General features: G+C 39.6%; 17 protein-coding genes and 1 riboswitch. Of the genes, 5 read left to right on the forward strand and 12 right to left on the reverse strand.

The annotated features are described in order from the left end of the window. Nucleotides 1–10: 10 nt before the first annotated feature. The 8 genes from VEIT17_RS08010 to VEIT17_RS08045 all read right to left on the reverse strand — a co-directional run bounded on the left by VEIT17_RS08010 (nt 11) and on the right by VEIT17_RS08045 (nt 10,700). Complete coding sequence (locus VEIT17_RS08010) at nt 11–1,579, reverse strand: ABC transporter substrate-binding protein (protein WP_178885538.1); 1,569 nt, start codon at nt 1,577–1,579, stop codon at nt 11–13. 149 nt (nt 1,580–1,728) lie between these two features. Beyond that, on the reverse strand, nt 1,729–2,550 hold the full coding sequence (gene nikC, locus VEIT17_RS08015) for a nickel transporter permease (RefSeq protein ID WP_105089750.1): 822 nt from the start codon (nt 2,548–2,550) through the stop codon (nt 1,729–1,731). Beyond that, nucleotides 2,550–3,488, reverse strand: coding sequence for a nickel ABC transporter permease (gene nikB, locus VEIT17_RS08020; RefSeq protein WP_178885540.1), 939 nt, complete (start codon nt 3,486–3,488; stop codon nt 2,550–2,552). The genes nikC and nikB overlap by 1 nt, the downstream gene beginning before the upstream one ends. Nucleotides 3,489–3,636: 148 nt before the next feature. Continuing rightward, nucleotides 3,637–3,824, reverse strand: a riboswitch (cobalamin riboswitch). Between the two features lie 390 nt (nt 3,825–4,214). Then, nucleotides 4,215–5,546 carry a putrescine-ornithine antiporter gene (gene potE, locus VEIT17_RS08025; protein ID WP_178885542.1) on the reverse strand — a complete coding sequence of 444 codons (1,332 nt, stop codon included), beginning with the start codon at nt 5,544–5,546 and terminating at the stop codon, nt 4,215–4,217. A 616-nt stretch (nt 5,547–6,162) separates the two neighbouring features. Next, nucleotides 6,163–7,590 (reverse strand): argininosuccinate lyase, encoded by a 1,428-nt coding sequence (gene argH, locus VEIT17_RS08030; protein ID WP_178885544.1) that lies wholly within the window; start codon nt 7,588–7,590, stop codon nt 6,163–6,165. Beyond that, nucleotides 7,590–8,801: an argininosuccinate synthase gene (locus VEIT17_RS08035; RefSeq protein ID WP_178885546.1), complete on the reverse strand. Its 1,212-nt coding sequence runs from the start codon at nt 8,799–8,801 to the stop codon at nt 7,590–7,592. Before VEIT17_RS08035 ends, argH begins: the two co-directional genes overlap by 1 nt. 268 nt (nt 8,802–9,069) lie before the next feature. Beyond that, nucleotides 9,070–9,771 (reverse strand): hypothetical protein, encoded by a 702-nt coding sequence (locus VEIT17_RS08040; protein WP_129823427.1) that lies wholly within the window; start codon nt 9,769–9,771, stop codon nt 9,070–9,072. Nucleotides 9,772–9,893: 122 nt separating this feature from the next. Then, the gene (locus VEIT17_RS08045; protein ID WP_178885548.1) at nt 9,894–10,700 is read right to left on the reverse strand and encodes a transglycosylase domain-containing protein; all 807 of its coding nucleotides are present in this window, start codon (nt 10,698–10,700) and stop codon (nt 9,894–9,896) included. Between the two features lie 372 nt (nt 10,701–11,072). On the opposite strand from VEIT17_RS08045, the gene VEIT17_RS08050 reads away from it, so the two are divergent. After that, nucleotides 11,073–11,351 carry a metal-sensing transcriptional repressor gene (locus VEIT17_RS08050; protein ID WP_004695033.1) on the forward strand — a complete coding sequence of 93 codons (279 nt, stop codon included), beginning with the start codon at nt 11,073–11,075 and terminating at the stop codon, nt 11,349–11,351. A gap of 170 nt (nt 11,352–11,521) precedes the next feature. On the opposite strand, the gene VEIT17_RS08055 is transcribed toward VEIT17_RS08050, so the two are convergent. Both VEIT17_RS08055 and ptsP read right to left on the reverse strand, forming a co-directional pair. Beyond that, the gene (locus VEIT17_RS08055; protein WP_178885550.1) at nt 11,522–11,782 is read right to left on the reverse strand and encodes an HPr family phosphocarrier protein; all 261 of its coding nucleotides are present in this window, start codon (nt 11,780–11,782) and stop codon (nt 11,522–11,524) included. Between the two features lie 149 nt (nt 11,783–11,931). Further along, nucleotides 11,932–13,659: a phosphoenolpyruvate--protein phosphotransferase gene (gene ptsP, locus VEIT17_RS08060; RefSeq protein WP_178885553.1), complete on the reverse strand. Its 1,728-nt coding sequence runs from the start codon at nt 13,657–13,659 to the stop codon at nt 11,932–11,934. Nucleotides 13,660–13,923: 264 nt separating this feature from the next. Between ptsP and dapF the strand changes: the two genes are divergently transcribed. The 4 genes from dapF to VEIT17_RS08080 all read left to right on the forward strand — a co-directional run bounded on the left by dapF (nt 13,924) and on the right by VEIT17_RS08080 (nt 19,163). Next, the gene (gene dapF, locus VEIT17_RS08065; protein ID WP_178885554.1) at nt 13,924–14,757 is read left to right on the forward strand and encodes a diaminopimelate epimerase; all 834 of its coding nucleotides are present in this window, start codon (nt 13,924–13,926) and stop codon (nt 14,755–14,757) included. A gap of 1 nt (nt 14,758) precedes the next feature. Continuing rightward, nucleotides 14,759–16,156 carry a Na+/H+ antiporter NhaC family protein gene (locus VEIT17_RS08070; RefSeq protein WP_178885556.1) on the forward strand — a complete coding sequence of 466 codons (1,398 nt, stop codon included), beginning with the start codon at nt 14,759–14,761 and terminating at the stop codon, nt 16,154–16,156. Nucleotides 16,157–16,232: 76 nt separating this feature from the next. After that, on the forward strand, nt 16,233–17,147 hold the full coding sequence (gene pfkB, locus VEIT17_RS08075; RefSeq protein WP_178885558.1) for a 1-phosphofructokinase: 915 nt from the start codon (nt 16,233–16,235) through the stop codon (nt 17,145–17,147). A 33-nt stretch (nt 17,148–17,180) separates the two neighbouring features. Further along, nucleotides 17,181–19,163 (forward strand): PTS fructose transporter subunit IIABC, encoded by a 1,983-nt coding sequence (locus tag VEIT17_RS08080; RefSeq protein ID WP_178885560.1) that lies wholly within the window; start codon nt 17,181–17,183, stop codon nt 19,161–19,163. 112 nt (nt 19,164–19,275) lie between these two features. Here VEIT17_RS08080 and VEIT17_RS08085 read toward each other — a convergent pair whose 3' ends face one another. Beyond that, on the reverse strand, nt 19,276–19,854 hold the full coding sequence (locus VEIT17_RS08085; protein ID WP_178885562.1) for a hypothetical protein: 579 nt from the start codon (nt 19,852–19,854) through the stop codon (nt 19,276–19,278). An 8-nt stretch (nt 19,855–19,862) separates the two neighbouring features. Next, a complete protein-coding gene (locus VEIT17_RS08090; RefSeq protein ID WP_178885564.1) occupies nt 19,863–20,444 on the reverse strand; it encodes a hypothetical protein in 582 nt (193 codons plus the stop codon). Nucleotides 20,445–20,536 lie beyond the last annotated feature (92 nt).

Genomic DNA, 20,536 nt, shown 5'->3' on the forward strand with positions numbered 1-20,536 from the left:
TAGCTCCTTATTATTTTGTAATTTTATTAGTAATCCAGTAGTAGTCACTTGGGTACATGACAGCACCTTTCAAGTAAGAACCAGTAACGATATTAGTTTTAGGGTAACCTAAGAACAATGCAGCACCATCATTCATCAATAATTGTTGAATTTGAATTGCATAGTCACGACGTTTTGCAGGATCAAATTCAGTTTCAGCAGCATCTAACAATTGGTCAACTTGTGGATTGGAGTAACCAGAACCGTTTTGAGGGTTGGAACCATCCACATTAGTATGCCAGTAGTTAGCTAAGAACCAGATTGGATCGCCTGTATTAGCAGTTACGATGTTGGAGATAAGCATATCATAGTCGCCATCTTGACCCATTTTATCAATCAAGTTATAGTCAACTGTTTTGATTTTCATGTCGATACCCACTTTTTTAAGGTCTGCTTGAACAGCTTCTGCATAAAGTGGTAATTCTGCACGAGAATTATATACTACGAAGTCAAATGTTAATGGTTTGCCATCTTTATCAAGGATGCCGTCCCCATCAGTATCTTTCCAACCATCTTCTGCTAATAATTGTTTAGAACGTTCAGGGTTATACGCATTAGGATCTTTCAAATCTTTGAAGCCATAGTCCATGGATGGTGGAATTGGTGCGGAACCAGGAATGAATGTACCTTTTAACAATACATCAGCATAGTTTTTACGGTCTGTTGCGGAAATAACTGCAGCACGTACTTTGTCATCACCAAGAACACCTTTTTGGTTGATACGAGCCAATACTACGCGAAGAGATGCGATTTCATCAACCTTGAACTTATCGTTATTTTGGAATAAGCCCATTTCACCAGCACCGATGTTAACCGCCATATCTACGTCACCAGATTGCAAGCTCATAGCACGCGTATTAGGATCATCGATGGAAGGAATTTCTACAGTTTTAAATGGTACTGTACCATCCCAATAGTTTTCGTTAGCAGCCATCTCAGCACGATCTTTTGTGAAAGATTTAACTACGTATGGACCTGTACCGATAGGACCTTCCTTGGCAAAGTTACGGCCATCTTTTTCAGATTGAACGTCAACGATTAGGAACAACGGATCCGCTAAAAGGCCAGGCATATTAGGATATTCTTTTGTTGTATGAATAACTAATTGTTGACCATTAGCTTCCATAGAGTCATATTCGAAAAATGTTTTTGCACGATTGGATTTTTCAAAAGCCCGTTCGATAGATGCTTTAACTGCTGCAGCATCAACTTTTTTACCATTAGAGAATTTCACCTTATCATTGATTGTGAAAGTCCACGTTTTATGGTCTGGGGATACTTCCCATTTAGATGCAATCCATGGTTGAGGTTTCATGTGTTCGTCAAACTTAGCCAATGTTTCGCCTACACCATAGCGCATAACAACCCATGCGAAGAAGTTTTCTGTAGGTTCTAATGTGGATGCGAAGTTAGTTACACCAACTTTTAAAACATCCTTATTAGCAGCACCATTATTATCAGAGCCGCAACCAGCGATGAAGGAACCCATCACTACAATGCTAAGACCTGCTAAGAGGGCTTTTTTCCAAGATTTTTTCATGTAAAATCTCCTTGTTCCATTACATATAAACATAAAACATACACATCATGACCACTACAATCTACAATAGTCATAATGGAAAAACCTTATTACCGCCTATTTATATAACAACTTTCACAACACAACCTATAAATAAGCATCACACATAACTAACCTTGGTTCTTAGGATCCACTACGTCCCGTAAGGAATCAGACCAAAGGTTAAAGATAGCAACTACGATAAGGATGGACATACCAGGGAATGCCATCAGCCATGGACTGGTTTGTAAATATTGACGACCTTCGTTAAGCATAAGGCCCCATTCTGGTGTTGGTGGTTGAGCACCAAATCCAAGGAAGGAAAGACCTGCTACTTCAATCATGATAGCCCCAATATCAAGAGCCCCTGTTGTAACAACAAGAGGAAGGATATTGGGAATGATATGACGTCTTAGAATAGTCGTTGTAGAGGCCCCCATCATGACAGCCGCCGTTACATACTCTTCACCGCGAACTTTCAACGTCATAGACCGTACAAGACGAGCATATTTTGCCCAACCAACTACAGATAGCGCTATAATCGTATTCACAATGCTACCACCCAAAATACCAGCAATGGCAATGGCTAATACTACACCCGGGAAGGATAGCATAATGTCCGCAAGACGCATGAGGACCATTTCGATTTTCCCGCCGAAATAACCAGCTACAGCACCGATAATAGTACCAATGCTTACCATGATAACAACGATACTGACACCCATAAACAAGGATAACTGTGTACCATAAATGATGCGAGACAATACATCACGACCAAGCTTATCTGTACCAAACCAATGTTGACTACTTGGCGCTTGTAATGCTTGACTCAGATTTGAGCTAAAAGCATCACCCGGAGCAAGCCATGGTGCAAATATAGCTATGAGAACTACCACAATCATCAAGGCGCTATAGAAAGAGAACAATTTATGTTTTTGAATAAATTCTGCCATTATGCTCTCTCCCTTTTTAATCTAGGGTCTAACAAGATATATGACGCATCAACTAATGCATTAATACACATATATGCTAAGGCAACCCACAACACAAAACCTTCGATCAATGGATAGTCGCGCATGGTAATGGCATATACTGCCATATTCCCAAGGCCAGGCCAGGAGAATACCATTTCAATAACTGCAACACCGCCTAATAACCAACCGATAACAACGCCCAGTATAGTGATAAGTGGTAATACTGCATTAGGCAAAATATGACCGAATAAAATTTTCATCTCACTCACACCACGAGCACGTGCGCCGATAACATAATCCTTTTGCATTTCTTCAAGAATAACGAGACGAACTTGGCGCATGTACTTGGACCCGACTACAACAGCTAATGTAACGGCTGGTAGAATTACACCGATAGGAGTTACACGAGAAGATGCAATAGGAACAAGTCCTAATTTAAGGCCAAAGATATAAATCAGTACAAGGCCTAACCAGAATGATGGCATAGACACGCCTACAAAGGAAGCAACGCGCAACAGATAGTCGATCCATTTGTTTCGATTTAAGGCGCTTATAATCCCTGCCGGCAATGCATAGAGCAATGTAAATACTAATGCTGTACCTGCTAGCATAACTGTCCCTGGCAAAGCCTCCAACATACGATCTACAACAGGCTTTTTAGCAGAGTAACTCATCCCTAAGTCACCTTGTGCAGCATTCACAACCCAGTTTGCATATTGCACTATAAACGGTTTATCTAACCCAAGCTGAGCTCGAGTTTCATCGATAAGCTCCTGAGATACAATTGTATCTGCCGTTTCTAGTAACATCGTTACTGGATCGCCTGGTGCTAAATAAGTGAGACAAAATGTTAAAAAAGTAATGCCAAACAGTGTAACAATGAATTGACCTAGCTGTTTAGCAAAGCGTTTGCCCATAGGCGCCTCCTCCTATACTCTCTAAATACTACAATAATCTAAATGAACAACTAATATGCTTATTTCTCCCGATATAGCAGAGGTGCATATAGGAAAACGACAAAAAAGGTTAGTCCACCTGACTAACCTAAATTAAGTATAGTATGTACAATACCATACATTTAGAGCAGGCTTTCTGACTCATGATTCATCGCAATATTTCGGCCTTCCCAGTTTCCCAGTGACCCTATAATGAAACCTTGCTCCTCATTACAGCTATTTGCATAGTATGGGATTTACACCCATTTTCCTCTTTTACGCTCGGTATACCCCGACACTCATTAGTTTATTCATTTTTATCGATTATAAATATACTATATTAATAATATGTTTACAATACATATACCCCTTAGGGGTATTGTTATATTTAGTAAAATCAATATAATTTTTATACTAATAAAAATTATCGATTACTGAACAAGTCTCTATTTATGTATAAACCCATACAAATCACTTTATATATATGATTTTTTCCGTATTAACTGTATCCAACTGTATATATATTAATTATTATTATAATGGTAATTTTCTCATGAATTTTTTTTATACATACCGAAAAAACTCTTAATCACTTTAGCAACTATCAATTATTTATAATCAATAAAATTATAATTAATAAGTCTGATTAATATACCAAAAAGAGGCTGTTACTAAGTAACAGCCTCTTATAAGACGAGAGATATTCAGTTAATCGATACTTTGTTGTAAGCGGTGCGCTTTGCGTGTAGCCCACGCTTTACGCAAAACATAGATCACAAGACCAATGCTTACTGCCACGGCACTACCAACCATAGCATCAAAGCCACATGCATAGATAGCATATAAGCAATACACAACGCCTGCACCAAATACGTAATTGTAGCGTTTAATACGGCTTTCAGCTACGCCAGCCATACGCATCATTGTAGGTACAGCTAAGATGCACAATACATATGGTACTACGTTAGTTACAACCGCTAAGTTTACCAATACTTCAAATTGCTCACGCAAAGAATCACTTGCAGTGAACAATGTAAGTAATGTTTCAACAGCGAGTAGAATGAATACGCCACGAACAGGAGCATCATTACTATTTACACGAGCGAATACTTTAGGGAAGTAACCATGTTCCGCTGCGCTTTTAAATACGCGAGACAATGTGAATTGCCAGCAAAGTAAAGCGCCAAAGCAAGAAATAACCATTGCAGCCATCACGATATTTGCAATTGTATCATTGAACATGTATACGAATGTCAAACCGAATGGTGCGTTAGAATTTAATAAGTCGATGTTAGGCACGATACCGGCCATAACGTTTGTGGACAAGATGTAAACCACTGCCACTGCTAATGTACCCGCTACAGTTGCGATAGGTACGTTTTTCTTTGGATTCTCAACAGCATCAGCATTAGCCGCTGCGGACTCAAATCCTAGGAAGCCCCACAAAGTGAGGGAAATGGATTGTTTTACTGCATCGTAAAACGGAAGATCATTTGGGTTCCAAGCCGCCCAATAAATAGACGGGTCAAACCAATACCAGCCGATTGTACCAATTAATAAAACCGGCACAATAGAGCCCCAAATAGTCATGTTGCTGAGTCGACCTGTGAAGCGATTACCACGGAAGTTCAAAATCGCTGCAAACCACAAAAGCACAATTGTTACTTGGCTTGTTTGTGTTGCATTAAGGTCAACACCAAAGAAAGCTGCGCCATAACCTACGGCAGATACCGCGATGGCGATATTAGCAATGATGAGAGATATGCTGTAAGCATAGCTCGCCATAAAATGTCCAGTTTTACCGAAGCGGTGTTCTGCATAACCGCCCATGCCCCCTCTAATCTGAGAGAACATACCCGCTTGAGCAAAAATATACGCTAACAGAAGCGCACCCACAGCTGTTACGAGCCAAGATAAAACTGAAATAGTACCAACTTGAGCCAAATTAGTTGGTAACATAATGATCCCAGCTCCTAGCATATTGGCTGCTACCATTGTGGTTAGCTGGAATACAGACATTTTTTTAGCGGTGGTTTTCATGTATCAATCCCCTTTCAAAAGGTGAATTTTTTCTCGTCCATAATTCACTTAAATATAATATACCGCTAAGTAAATTCAGTTCGTGCTGTGATGGGCTTGAATGTGAATTTACCGTTGTTATTCTTATTACGAATTAAATAATAACACCTATGAACCCAAAATGAAAGTACTTTATTGGCGGACAAGCATTATTACACGAATTGAATAAATTATAGTTAATTTATCATCTAAAACGAACAGAACTCATTTTATCAATGACAGGGTATATTTTTACCCCATTTTATTCTGTGTATATATGTGATTTTTACTATCTATCATGGTTATAGTGTCGTAGTACAAGACTATTGTTTTCGCGCAGTCCACTGTATGCGTACACAAATTTACACTATTTTAATAGTAATTTATCAATTAGAATACCTCTTTTCTAGAAATTATCTATCATTCAAATAAAAAAATCGATATACACATAAGCTTAAAGGTTAATATAAAGCGCTTTAACATAAGACTTATATGTATATCGATCTTAAATTTTCAATGTCACATGTAACGATTACTCTGAATGTTACTCTTGTACAGGATGTGGCCCTAAATCAAAACATTAGGCTTACTAAAGCAGTTATGCTTGCACAGATTCAACAATTGCTTTCCACTGAGCAATTTGTTTTTCTTCTCCGGCGATAACAGCTTTACCATTGTTCCGTTGTCTTTCCACACATTCTGGCGCAGTACCAGAATAGTTATTACGGCCAGCTATGCAAGCTTCGATGGAAATGGCATCAAGGATATCTGCATCAAAGTGATCGGATATAGCTTTGAAATCGTCAACAGATAAATCAAGCAATACGCAACCTTTTTCAATGCAATGATGTACAGCATTACCTACGATTTCATGAGCTTCACGGAATGGAACGCCTTTTTTCGCAAGGTAATCGGCCATATCTGTAGCATTAGAGAAGTCATCATCGAGGACAGCTTTCATATGCGCCCCATTGACCTTCATACCACGGACCATAGCCGCATTAATGGACAATGCAAAGTGTACTGTATCGATAGCATCAAAAATGCCCTCTTTATCCTCTTGCATATCTTTATTATATGTAAGTGGCAAGCCTTTTAATGTAGTTAATAAACCTAACAAGTGGCCATAGGTACGACCTGTTTTACCACGAACAAGTTCACATACGTCAGGATTTTTCTTTTGTGGCATAATGCTAGAGCCTGTGCAGTGAGCATCATCGAGTTCAATGAAGTTAAACTCATTGGTAGACCACAAAATCAATTCTTCGCTAAGACGGCTCAAGTGCATCATCACAAGAGATGCAAAGGACAAGAATTCAACTACATAGTCACGGTCGGATACGGCATCCATACTATTTTCATAAATACGAGAGAAGCCGAGTAGCTTTTGCGTATAAGTTTGATCAATACCGTATGTAGAACCTGCTAAGGCCCCTGCACCAAGTGGCATGATATCTGCATGTTTGAAGACCATCAACAAACGGTCAAAGTCGCGTTCTAGCATAGAGAAGTATGCCATCATATGATGACCAAATAATACAGGTTGCGCCCGTTGTAAATGCGTATAGCCAGGCATGATAACATCACTGTATTTTTCAGCTGTTTCGATGAGGGCTTTTTGCATATCTACGATGAGCTCGCCCATTTCTACTACGGCTTTACGCACGTACATATGTAAATCAACTGCACATTGGTCATTACGGCTACGACCTGTATGTAAGCGGCCACCTGCTTCGCCGATATCATCGGTTAAGCGCTTTTCAATATTCATATGAATATCTTCAAGAGCTACGGAGAATGGGAACTCCCCTTTATCGATTTGGCCTTTAATCTTTGTTAAGCCCTCAACAATAGCATCCCGATCTGCGTCGGAGATAATATTTTGTTTTGCCAGCATTGTAGCATGTGCTTTACTGCCTGCAATATCTTCGGCGTACATCCGCGCATCAAAAGCGATAGAGGATGTAAAATCCTCTACCGCTTTATCAGTGCCTTTTGTGAAACGCCCGCCCCACAATTTAGCCATTATTTACCTGCCTTTTCTTTCATTAATGCATTAATTTTAAGAGGTAAACCGAACAAGTTGATGAAACCAGCCGCATCAGCTTGGTTGTATACATCATCTTCTTCGAATGTTACGAAATCTTCGCTGTACAAGGAGTATGGAGAAGTTGCACCAGCAGAGATAATGTTGCCTTTGTACAATTTAAGTTTTACTTCACCAGTTACAGTTTTTTGAGTTTCATCAACGAATGCTTGCAAAGCGTTCATCAATGGTGCGAACCACATGCCATCGTATACAAGTTCAGCGTATTTGTTAGCAATAAGTTCTTTGTAGTGGTATGTAGCTCTGTCGAGGCAAAGGTATTCAAGTTCTCTATGAGCATACATGATGATGGATCCACCTGGGTTTTCATAAACGCCACGGGATTTCATGCCTACTAATCTATTTTCAACGATATCTACAACGCCTACGCCATAGTGTGCACCGATTTCGTTGAGTTTTTCTAATAATTGTAATGGAGTACCTTCTTGGCCATCTACTGCTACAGGTACGCCATCTTTGAAGAATACAGTTACATAACCAGCTTCATCTGGAGCTTGTTCAGGAGTATGTGTTACCAAGTACACATCATCTTTAGGAGCATTTGCTGGATTTTCAAGATCGCCGCCTTCATGGGACAAATGCCATACGTTTTGGTCCATGGAATATGGATGGGATTTCGTAGCTACAACTGGAATATCATGTTTAGCAGCGTATTCCATGCAGTCTGTTCTGGATTTCAAATCCCATTCTCTCCAAGGAGCGATGATTTTCATATTAGGAGCCAATGCTTTGATAGCAAGTTCGAAACGAACTTGGTCATTACCTTTACCAGTCGCACCGTGAGCGATAGCATCAGCACCTTCTTTTTTAGCAATATCTACAAGGATTTTACCGATTAAAGGTCTAGCGAAGGATGTACCTAATAAATATTTACCTTCATAAACTGCACCCGCTTTTACTGTTGGCCATACATAATCTTTTACGAACTCTTCTTTAGCATCAACGATGTACGCTTTAGAAGCACCGGATTTGATTGCTTTTTTCTCAACTGCATCATAATCCTCAGGTTGGCCCAAGTCTACGCACACTGCGATAACTTCAGCTCCATAATTTTCTTTTAACCAAGGAATGATAACGGATGTGTCTAAACCACCAGAATATGCGAGTACTACTTTATTTGCTTTACCCATGATAACACCTCATAAAAAACTTACTATGTATTTAAACTCATATAATCAATATTATATCAGATAATTGTGAAAGCACCGTGGCATCTAGCTCAACGGTCATTCCCTCTTTCTGACAAAAAATAGTATACACCTGTATAATTATAAATGCAAGCATTATTTTTATTCAATTTAGTAATATATTTCGATTCCGAACTAACATAATAAAAAAGCTATATTCAGTGATTTAATACTAGACATAGCTTCATTTCTTACGATGGACTATCTATTCTTACTTAATATCAATAGGTGAAAACTGGTAATCTAAAGCTATCTTATAATCTGTAGTTGTATTTATTGATGCTTTTAAAGTATTAACTATTAAAGACTGAATTTCACCTATAACCGAGTAAAGCTCATTTTGAGCTTCATTAATAATCGCTTCAATACGAACATCTAAATCATAAGACCTAGAAATTCTATAATCACCTGTACTGTAGTCTACATTGCTAAATAGCTTTAATATATTTATCTTAGATATCGCTATATCGAAAGCATTTATACTATTTAAAATATTATTTTTATCTATTTCATTTACGCCTATAACGGTCTCATTTTGAATATGTGGGATTGAATCCACAATGTATTGCTCTCTAACAGCAACTCGCAAAGACTCATCAGTCATTATTTGTTCTCTATCTAACGCTTTATCCCAAAAACAATGCCTTACAGTCATACAATCATGTTCATCATCGTAGTAAACTATCCAGTTTTCAAATTTATTAGCATCTGTTTGTTCAATATAAAAGATTTCACGGGCATAGGAATCAATATCAAGTGCTTCAGACTTATAATCTAATCCTCCAGGACCTCTTAAATAATAGGATATAAAATTCTCCAATCGAAGCATAGCAAACTTAATAATAGGTTTTGCTCCAATATAAATAGATAAAAAATTGCCTTCCTCATACTGCTTTAATTCAATATTATCCAATAATTATGCTCCTAATACTCAAAACTCTCTCTAAATGTATCTATTATTACTAATGTAGCAAAAAAATCTCTGTTCGCCAATTAATTATTCATTAGCAAACAGAGATTATAAAATATATTCAATTATTCATCCACAAGTCCTAGGTCTTGTTGGTATGCATAGTCCGCTTCCGCTTGTGTAATCATGCCTTGGTCTACCATTTGTTCAAGCACCAGTTTTTGTCTAGCCTTAGCCCCTTTATAGTTCGTATAGGGATCCAAATAAGATGGTGCATTAGGCAAGGCGGCTAACATGGCACTTTGACCTAGTGTCAATCGGCTTGGACTTGTTCCAAAATAGCCATGAGCAGCTTCGTAAATACCGTAGTAATTATGACCATAATATACAGTATTTAAATACATGGTGAGGATTTCTTCTTTCGAGTAGTAATGTTCCATTTCACTAGCAAGGATTGCTTCCTCTACCTTACGACTCATGATGCGTTTTGATGAAAGGAAGAGATTTTTTACTACTTGTTGTGTAATAGTACTCCCCCCCTCTACAGTTTCGCCTGCTATAGTATTGGTATAAAAGGCGCGAATAATACCGAGCACATCAATAGCTCCATGTTTATAGTACCGCTTATCCTCAATAGCGATAAGTGCATTCTTTGTATATTCTGGAATGACATCACCCTTCACCCAGTGTTCTTTAGAAACACGTTGATTAAGGGCCGTCTCTACCTTTTCTTTAAATGTAAATATTCGTATGATACGATCTGTACGACTGAGGGTATCTTCACCTTGTTCTATGCGTTTTTCAACAGTTGTGTGAGCCTTACTTTCACGATCTGTACCTTGAAAGCTATGGTATCCGTCATATATAAACATGGCCAATATGATGACCACCACGAACACCACTAGATTCCGAAGGTAGCGAAACACTTTCATTGCTTTCACCTATTTCATAAAGGTCCGTAGTATATACCCATAGACAAATTTAAAATCTATTATGTATTACAGCACCTTATATACATATACAAACACATTGTGTATTAAATGTATTGTATCACATCAATTAAGAAGAAGATATATATTACAAGGTCTAAATAGATGCGTATAATATAAAATATATTTCATTCTATTTTAAAAGTATATATTTAAAAGTACCTTTAAATACAGATATTCACATATATCCATATATAATATAAATCTATATATGTAGATTTAATGCATATTAGGTATACTTATTAAGTTGTATTATAAACTTTACATGGAGTATAATAGTAAAGATGATAAAAACATGCCCATTGGAGGAGTATTATGAAACAATGTATGGATTCAGAAAATCTACATCGTCGATTGCGTAAAATCCTTGGTCAAGTGCAAGCTATTGATCGAATGATTGAAGAAGACATTCCATGCGAAGATGTGTTGAGCCAAATTAATGCAGCTAAATCTGCACTACATAAAGTAGGTCAAGTAGTTCTTGAAGGACATATCAACCACTGCGTGCGAGATGGTATCGAACACGGTGACGTAGAGAAAACCATTAGCGACTTTACAAAAGCTGTAGAGCGTTTTGCAAACATGGGAAAATAAAGAAGAGGCTAAGAGGCCTCTTCTTTTTTTACCAAAAACAAGGCTCTACTAAATCGTGAAGCTCCCCCGAAAAAGCAAATAAAAATCAAATCTGATTAAAACATCCATCATATATGGCTCAAGAAAAAAGGACTCTACATTCGTAGAGTCCTTTATATTACCACAAAGTATTAGTCGTGGTTAGTTGTTAAGAATTCGCTCAATGCAGCGAGTACGTCATCTTCGTCAGCACCGTCAGCTGTCAATGTAACAGATGTGCCTTTTGTAGCGCCCAAAGTCAATACAGTTAAAATGGATTTAGCATCAGCTGTTTTACCGTTAGCAGCGATTGTCACTTTGGAAGCGTATTTAGCAGCCAATTGTGTGAAAGCTGTAGCAGGACGAGCATGTAAACCAGATTCGTTAGTAATTTCTACTGTTAATTCTTTCATAATAACCTCTTTCTATCTCGATAGGTAGTACCTATCCCATACGTTCTAATAGATATATTGTATCAATTTCAAGCATTTCAATTCAAGTATATTAAAAGTTATTTACTATATACTGATTCGCTTAACGTTTATCTTTAATCTATACAGAATTATAGTAAGTCTTTTTCGGCTAGTACAGATTTAGCATATTCTGTAATTTCTTCAGCTGTATCCATGGAAAGTGCTTTATTAGCCACCTCTTCACATTCTGCTTTAGAAACGGAACGCAAGATTTTCTTAATAAGTGGTATAGATGACGCTGTCATAGAGAATTCATCAAGGCCAAGGCCTAATAGAATCATTGTAGCTACAGGGTCACTAGCAAGTTCACCGCACATGCCTGTAAATTTACCTTGTTCATGGCTCGCATCGATAACATGCTTGATAAGACGTAATACACCTGGATGCAATGGTTGATATAGAGAACCAATAGATTCGTTCATACGGTCTACCGCCAGTGTATATTGGCATAAATCATTTGTACCGATACTGAAGAAGTCCACATATTTTGCTAAGATTGGAGAAATAACAGCCGCCGCTGGTACTTCGATCATAATGCCAACCTTGATATCCTTGTTGAATTCTTTGCCTTCAGCTGTAAGTTCTGCCTTACATTCTTCGAGCATAGCATTCGCTTGTTTCACTTCTTCTACGGAAGCAATCATAGGGTACATGATGTGAATATCGCCAAAGGAACTAGCACGCAATAACGCACGCAATTGTACTTTGAAGATATCCGGACGGTTCAAGGAAATACGAATCGCACGATAACCAAGGAATGGATTCATTTCACTTGGTAAATCAAGGCATTTCAATTCCTTATCGCCACCGATATCCATAGTACGGATAATAACAGGTTGGCCCTGCATATCTTCTGCAACCTTTTTATATTCTTCAAACTGTACATCTTCTGTTGGTAACTCGTCGTTTTCCATGTACAAGAATTCTGTACGATATAAGCCGATGCCTTGTGCGCCCATTGTAAGAGCGTGTTTAGCATCTTTAGACTTACCGATGTTACCGAATAATTCTACATGATGACCATCAGTAGTCTTAGCTTCAAGATTGGCAGATTCGCGCAACCGTTTCAATTCCTCTTGGTATGCAGCCGCTTGATTTGTATATTCAGTCCAATCCGCATCAGATGGATTTGTTTCCACAATACCATCTGTACCAAGTACAACAGCTTTCTCGCCATCTACGAAGCCTTCAATGTCACCAACGCCCATAACGGCAGGAATTTCCAAGGTGCGCGCCATGATAGCCGCATGAGATGTAGGACCACCAGCAGCTGTTACAATGCCTTTTACCACATTTTTATCAAGAGAAGCTGTATCAGATGGTGCCAAATCATGAGCCACCAAGATAACCTCCCCAGAAATATGGGATAAACCACGAGGGTTCATGCCTAACATATTGCGCATCAAACGATCACCAATATCTTTGATATCTGCACCGCGTTCACGCATATATGGATCTTCCATACCGAGGAAGATATTCGCAAAGGTTTCAATAGTTTGAGCTGTAGCCGCTACCACATTTGTATGGCTAGTCTCAACAAGGGATTTAATACCATCAGACAAGGATGGGTCTTGCGCGATTTGCATATGCGCTTCAAAAATAGCCGCCTCTTCAGGACCCATGTCTTTCAACGCCTTTTGACGAATTGTATCTAATTGCTTTAAGGTAGCTGCCATAGCAGAAGCGAACTTACCAATTTCCGCTTCTACCTTATCCTCTGCTACAGTGTAATCAGGAATGACAATTTCCTCTTGAATATATCTATATACATTGCCTACTGCAACGCCACGAGATCCAGAAATCCCTTGAATTCGCATATGTGTTCCTCTTTCTATTACGATAAACTACATTACTCTATATTTTATCATTTCTCTGACAAACAATAAAGTAATAGAGCCCTTTATATCCGCCCATTTAATCGTCCCACGTGGGTTATTTTTCGCTTACTTTCGCTATAATTTTATAAAGTTCCACCACATAATTAAGGGTCATTTATGATATAATATAGAATATATAATAATATACATATGAGACTTTCACGGGCTTCATGGTGAAAGTCTTACTTATTGATAGGAGACTTTATGAAATTAACTAAAATGCATGGTCTTGGCAATGATTTCATCCTCTTTGCCGACCCTCAAGGTGCTAACAAGGACTATACTGATTTGGCGATTCGCCTTTGCGATCGTCGTACTGGTATCGGTGCCGACGGTCTTGCCATTCTAGTTCCTTCAAAAACCTGTGATGTGCGCATGCGCATTATTAACTCTGATGGTAGTGAAGCAGAAATGTGCGGTAATGCAATCCGTTGCTTTGCCAAATATGCCTATGAACACGGAGAAATTACTAAAGAAACTTTTACCATCGAAACCTTGGCCGGTGTAATGAAACCTACCTTAACTATCGAAAATGGTATAGTCACACAAGTTACTGTAGACATGGGCAAGCCATTCTTTGCAGCCCAAGACATTCCGATGGATGTAAATATGGATAAGGTTATCGATGTAGACCTCGATGTAAACGGCGAAACAGTAACGGTAAGCTCCGTATTACTCGGCGTGCCTCATACAGAGGTGTATATCAATGACATTACAACGGCACCTGTAACGACACAAGGTCCTATCATTGAAAAACACGATGCATTCCCATCCAATACAAATGTTAACTACATTGAGGTAGTAAATGATAAGCACATCAAGGTTCGCACATGGGAACGCGGTGCCGGCGCTACCTTAGCATGTGGTACAGGCTCTTGTGCCTCTGCTGTTATGTCCTTTGAAAAAGGCTTAACTGGTCGCGAAGTAGATGTAGAGCTTTATTTAGGAACATTACATATTTCATACTTGGAGGATGGCACGGTGCTCATGACTGGCCCTGCTGAGGAAGTCTTCGAAACAGAACTTCCTATCGATTAAAATGAAGTGGTTACAACTTATATTAAATGCGTTTCTAAAGTATCAACAAGGCCGTTCTCTAATGCCGAAAAATACGGAGTCGCTCATAGGTTTACTCATATCTATCCTCGTCATTATCATCGCTGTGGCTAACGGTATTGCTATTGGTTACGCCTTGATAGTGGTATGGTGCATCATGGCCTATGTATTCTATCGCAAAGGATACCAACCAAAAGAACTACTAAACCTATCATGGACAGGTGCTAAAACATCGATTGTAGTAATGCAAATATTCTTGCTTATCGGTTGGCTCATTGCTATGTGGCAAGCAGCAGGCATCATCCCTATGATTATCGCCACCGGCATCGACTTGATTGATCCGTCCCTCTTTATTGCTTGTGCCTTCTTAATAACAGCGATTGTTAGCATGCTATTAGGTACAGCTTTCGGTACTGTAGGCACCATAGGCATTGTATTCATCACGATGGCAAGAGCCGGTAATATTCCAGAGGATATCGTAGCAGGTGCCATTATAGCCGGTGCGTACTTTGGTGATCGCAACGGCCCATTGTCATCTAGCGCATCACTGGTAGCAGCCTTAACACATACTAAGGTTTCTAGTAATATACCAATTATGTTTAGAGCGGGACTACCTGCACTTGTTATTTCTACAGTGCTCTACCTAATACTGTCCCAGTGGTTCCCGCTAAACTATGAAAATAGTTTGTTATCCGATACAATCCATTTTATCTTCAATATTGATTGGACATTGTGGATTCCAGTGATTATCGTCATCGCTTTATTGCCTTTGAAAGTATCTATCCGTTGGCCTATCGGCCTCAGCGCATTAGCCGCAGCCATTCTGGCTTATACTAATCAAGGGGCTACCCTTTCCGATTTAGGCTGGTATACCTTAACGGGCTTTGAGCTACCACATTATAATCCACTGGCCAATATCATTCATGGCGGCGGATTACAAACGATGTTTATCCCTACCCTATCCATCTTTATGGCCACTGCCATTTCTGGCATGCTCGAAGGGGTTGGCTTCTGGAATGATATTAGACAACTATTAGAGCGAGCTAAAACGCGGAGCGATGTATTTGCTGCCAATGTAGGTCTCGCACTCTTAACAGGCGCTGTAGGCTGTAGCCAAGCTATTGCGGTTGTAATGACACATTCTATTATGCGTATTACCTACGCACAGCGCGGCATTCAAGATGAAGATGTGATGCTCGACTTTGAAAACAGTGGCATTCTCATTGCTTCACTATTACCATGGAACATCGCTGCTTATGTACCTGTAGTTATGATGGGTACTAGCACAGCCGGCTATGTACCATTCGCCTTCTTCCTATATCTCGTACCACTCCTTTACTGGTTACGACTACGGAATCAAGATCAATCAATGATACGCTAATTACAAAATCAATCATACGTCAATTACAAAATCAACAAATCATAGGCTAATTAATTAATCTTAAAGGGGAATTTGTATGATTTACACCATTACCTTTAACCCAGCCCTAGATTATATCGTACGACTTGAGCAACTCAAGACTGGTACCATTAATCGCACCACCCAAGAATACATACTTGGTGGTGGCAAGGGTATCAACGTATCTATCGTTCTTAACAACTTAGGCATGGATACAACGGCACTCGGTTTCATCGCCGGCTTTACAGGTGAAGAAATCGTAACGCAGCTCAATAACTTCGGCGTTAAAGAAGATTTTATTCGCCTTCGCGAAGGTTTGACCCGCATCAATGTTAAGGTGAAAGCCTCTGATGAAGAAACAGAGATTAACGGTCGTGGCCCAATTATCTCGGATGACGAATTAGAGGCCCTATACAAGCAGCTCGATGCATTGACAGAAAAGGATACATTAATCCTTGCAGGTAGTATTCCTTCTAGCTTACCAAGCGATATGTACGAACTCATTATGGAGCGCTTACAACATAAAAATATTCGCATCGTCGTAGATGCTACAAAGGATTTACTTACACGAGTATTGCCATATAAACCGTTCTTGATTAAACCAAATAATCACGAGCTTAGTGAAATCTTTGGCCGCACCCTCTCTACTAAAGATGACCTGGTAGAAGCGGCTAAGGCTTTGCAAGAGAAAGGCGCACAACACGTGCTTATCTCCATGGCTGGTGATGGAGCAATCCTAGTCGCTGCTGACGGAACAGTATATACGAGCCCTGCTCCTAAAGGAATCCTCGTAAATTCTGTAGGTGCTGGCGATTCCATGGTAGCCGGATTTATTACAGGCTTTGAGAAAACAGACGACCTACAAGAGGCTCTATACTGGGGCATCTCCAGTGGCTCAGCCTCCGCTTACTCTGAAAATCTCGCTACACTTGCAGAAGTAGAAGCACTACTTTCACAAGTACGAGCTAACTAGTTTTATATTTTATTTGCATCAAGGAGTACATATATGCAAATCACTGATTTATTAAAACCTCAATCCGTCTTGCTAAATGCAGACCCTGTTACGAAGGCTGACGCTATTTATACCTTAGGGGAATTAATGGAAAAAGGCGGCAACCTCATCGACAAAGCTGAATACTTAGCAGCCGTTTTCGCTCGTGAAGAATCTGGCTCTACTGGCCTTGGCGACGGTATCGCTACACCACATGCTAAATCCGCAGGTGTAAAAGAAGCTGGCCTGGCAGCAATGGTTGTACCTCACGGCGTAGACTTTGAAGCACTCGACGGCCAACCTTCTCGTTTATTCTTCATGATCGCTGCCCCTGAAGGCGCTGCTGATACTCATGTAGAGGTATTGAGCCAATTAGCTATGATGGTTATCGACCCGGATTTCAAAGAAGCCCTCATCGCTGCACCAACTGTAGAACGTTTCTTGGAACTCGTAACAGCTAAAGAGCAAGGTAACTTTGACCCATCCGTTGAAGGATATATCAAACAGCCAGAATCTCAAGAGACTCCAAGTATTACCGATGCTATCGAAGCTAAAGCTACGGAAGCTATCGAAAAAGTGGCTCCTAAGATTTCTGTAGATAACCCGCACTACGATGTATTGGCTGTAACTGGTTGCCCTACTGGTATTGCTCATACCTACATGGCTGCAGAATCTTTAGAACGAAAAGCCAAAGAAATGGGCATTTCCTTAAAGGTTGAGAAAAATGGTGCTTCTGGTGTTAAAGATGCTCTTACAGCAGAAGAAATTGCTCATGCTAAATGCATCATCGTCGCTTCTGACCGTCAAGTAGAAATGGCGCGCTTTAACGGCAAACCTATGATTCAAACGAAGGTTGCGAACGGTATCAATAAAGCAGAAGAGCTTTTAACCGAAGCCATGGCTGGCACAGCACCTGTATACCAAGCATCCGCGGCAGACCGCGAAGCTGCTGAAATTGCTGCTAGCGCATCTGACAGCGTAGGTCGTCAAATCTACAAACACTTGATGAACGGCGTATCTCACATGTTGCCATTCGTTATTGGTGGCGGTATCTTGATTGCCCTTGCATTCTTATTCGATACATTCGATCCTGCGAATCCTAAAAACTTTGGTTCTGGCACACCTTTATCTGGCTTCTTAATGCAAATCGGTGGTGCATCCTTTGGATTCATGTTGCCAGTATTAGCTGGTTACATTGCTATGAGTATTGCTGATCGCCCAGGTCTTGTGGCTGGTTTCGTTGGTGGCTTATTGGCTAACCAAGGCGGCTCTGGTTTCCTTGGTGCATTGATTGCCGGCTTTGCAGCAGGTTATTTAGTATTATTAGTTAAGAAATTAGTATCTGGTTTGCCTCAAGCATTAGAAGGTACAAAACCAGTTCTCTTCTATCCTGTACTCGGTGTATTGTTCATCGGCCTCGCTATTACCTTCGTAATCAACCCTCCTGTATCTGCACTTAACCACTGGTTAATGGACTCCTTACAATCTATGGGCACTACTAGCCGCGTATTGTTAGGTCTTATCTTTGGTGCCATGATGTCCGTTGATATGGGCGGCCCTGTAAACAAGGCTGCTTACGTTATCGGTACTGGCGCCCTTGCTACTGGTGAATACGGTATCATGGCAGCTGTTATGGCAGGTGGTATGGTTCCGCCATTGGCAATCGCGCTTTGTACTACATTCTTCCCTAGCCGCTTTACAGAAGCAGAACGTAAATCTGGTATTACAAACTACATCATGGGCCTCTCCTTCATCACTGAAGGTGCTATCCCATTTGCAGCGGCTGATCCAGTTCGCGTATTACCAGCTTGCATCATCGGTGCTGGTACAGCTGGTGCGTTGTCCATGTTCTTCGAGTGTACATTACGCGCTCCACATGGCGGTATCTTCGTAGTACCTACAATCGGTAACCCACTTCTATACCTTGCATCCATCGCAATCGGTTCCGTTGTGGCTTGCTTCATCTTGGCACTTGTAAAACCAAGCCTAAAAAAATAATTGTGAAAGCTAGGTTATACTACTACCTATAGCTAAAAACCACACTTATAGAAAAATACTATATACGGTAAAAGGACTAGAACAAAATGTTCTAGTCCTTTTCTTATACAAACTATCGAATTACATCATCATAAAATACACCGAAAACTTTTTTGAATACTTGATTTGCTACATGATAGCTTTCAAAATCAAAGTCTGTAGGCGTTAGGAAAGTAACATGCTCATACCCTTTATAACCAGGTTTTGTTGGTTTGCTTTCACCATTAAGAGTATAGTCCTGTTGAGCCTTAACAGTCCCTACAATACCAGAATTATCCATTTTTATATTCCATATTTCACCTAAATGGAAATCAGGAAATTGTTGTTTAAATTCTGGAACTTTTGCCACTAAATGAGCAAAGGAATAATTTAGATTATAGTCATAATGAATTGTATATTCTCGAATCAAATCTGACGAAGGCAATACAACGTATATCTTAGTTTCTATGCTTTTTATACGTGCATCGGTAGATATATCTCGAAGTGTGCTCAACTCAATATATTTACCATCTCCACCACCAGTGTCACCTTTAGATATAATGTGTTCGAAACGGCTAGTATCTTGTAATTCAGCATTAGAAACTGCTTTCACAGAATTAACGGAAACACCGCATACGCATAAGATAGCCATTAAAATTAAGAAACGTTTCATATGGCACCTCATTTCACCACAATATCATCGAAATGCTGCTGATATGCAACGACAAACATGGCATCTGCTATAGCAAAGAGATCTTGATCGGAGCGACTACGATCAAGTGGTCGTGATTGATGTAGCAATCTAGCTGGGCTATTAACCGCAGTGCCATCCCAAGTGTATCGTTTGACCGCTTGTAATTCAATTTGTATACCAGACTCATCTTGTGCAGCCTTAATCACTGCATACATAGCTGGTGATGGTTTTACACTCTGCTGAGCTTGTATTAAACTAGCTAACGAGTAATTCGTATTATAGGTGGCAGTCAATTCATATTCCGTAATAGCCTCACCATGAGCCCGTTCGCTAACAGAATAAATAGTACCTTTCAGCTTATAATGTGGAGCTGCATACTCTAAACTTTCCACAGAATAGGTATTTAAAAAGAATACATCCCTATTACTTGAATTATCATCATAAGAATATGTTTTCTCATATACATTTTTAAACTGTGGTGAACTATTTAACTCATTAATCGATATCGCTTGTGTCTGTATGGTAAAAGTAGCTAGTACCATACAGGCTAGCAAGAATTTTCTAAACATATTCTCTCCTTTATAATTGAAATTCCGTTAAATTACAAAAAGCATATCATATTTTATAGAAAGATGTACACATACGAAAAATGCCATTTCAA

Origin of the sequence: Veillonella nakazawae (assembly GCF_013393365.1) — a bacterium.
Lineage (GTDB): Bacteria > Bacillota > Negativicutes > Veillonellales > Veillonellaceae > Veillonella > Veillonella nakazawae.

Bases quoted from the DNA above. Each gene is read 5' to 3' on its own strand.
- VEIT17_RS08080 (WP_178885560.1), top strand. From the start codon at position 17,181: ATGCAAATCACTGATTTATTAAAACCTCAATCCGTCTTGCTAAATGCA.
- ptsP (WP_178885553.1), bottom strand. From the start codon at position 13,659: ATGCGAATTCAAGGGATTTCTGGATCTCGTGGCGTTGCAGTAGGCAAT.
- VEIT17_RS08090 (WP_178885564.1), bottom strand. From the start codon at position 20,444: ATGTTTAGAAAATTCTTGCTAGCCTGTATGGTACTAGCTACTTTTACC.
- nikC (WP_105089750.1), bottom strand. From the start codon at position 2,550: ATGGCAGAATTTATTCAAAAACATAAATTGTTCTCTTTCTATAGCGCC.
- argH (WP_178885544.1), bottom strand. From the start codon at position 7,590: ATGGCTAAATTGTGGGGCGGGCGTTTCACAAAAGGCACTGATAAAGCG.
- pfkB (WP_178885558.1), top strand. From the start codon at position 16,233: ATGATTTACACCATTACCTTTAACCCAGCCCTAGATTATATCGTACGA.
- nikB (WP_178885540.1), bottom strand. From the start codon at position 3,488: ATGGGCAAACGCTTTGCTAAACAGCTAGGTCAATTCATTGTTACACTG.
- VEIT17_RS08050 (WP_004695033.1), top strand. From the start codon at position 11,073: ATGAAACAATGTATGGATTCAGAAAATCTACATCGTCGATTGCGTAAA.
- VEIT17_RS08010 (WP_178885538.1), bottom strand. From the start codon at position 1,579: ATGAAAAAATCTTGGAAAAAAGCCCTCTTAGCAGGTCTTAGCATTGTA.
- VEIT17_RS08085 (WP_178885562.1), bottom strand. From the start codon at position 19,854: ATGAAACGTTTCTTAATTTTAATGGCTATCTTATGCGTATGCGGTGTT.
- VEIT17_RS08055 (WP_178885550.1), bottom strand. From the start codon at position 11,782: ATGAAAGAATTAACAGTAGAAATTACTAACGAATCTGGTTTACATGCT.
- dapF (WP_178885554.1), top strand. From the start codon at position 13,924: ATGAAATTAACTAAAATGCATGGTCTTGGCAATGATTTCATCCTCTTT.
- VEIT17_RS08070 (WP_178885556.1), top strand. From the start codon at position 14,759: ATGAAGTGGTTACAACTTATATTAAATGCGTTTCTAAAGTATCAACAA.
- potE (WP_178885542.1), bottom strand. From the start codon at position 5,546: ATGAAAACCACCGCTAAAAAAATGTCTGTATTCCAGCTAACCACAATG.
- VEIT17_RS08045 (WP_178885548.1), bottom strand. From the start codon at position 10,700: ATGAAAGTGTTTCGCTACCTTCGGAATCTAGTGGTGTTCGTGGTGGTC.
- VEIT17_RS08035 (WP_178885546.1), bottom strand. From the start codon at position 8,801: ATGGGTAAAGCAAATAAAGTAGTACTCGCATATTCTGGTGGTTTAGAC.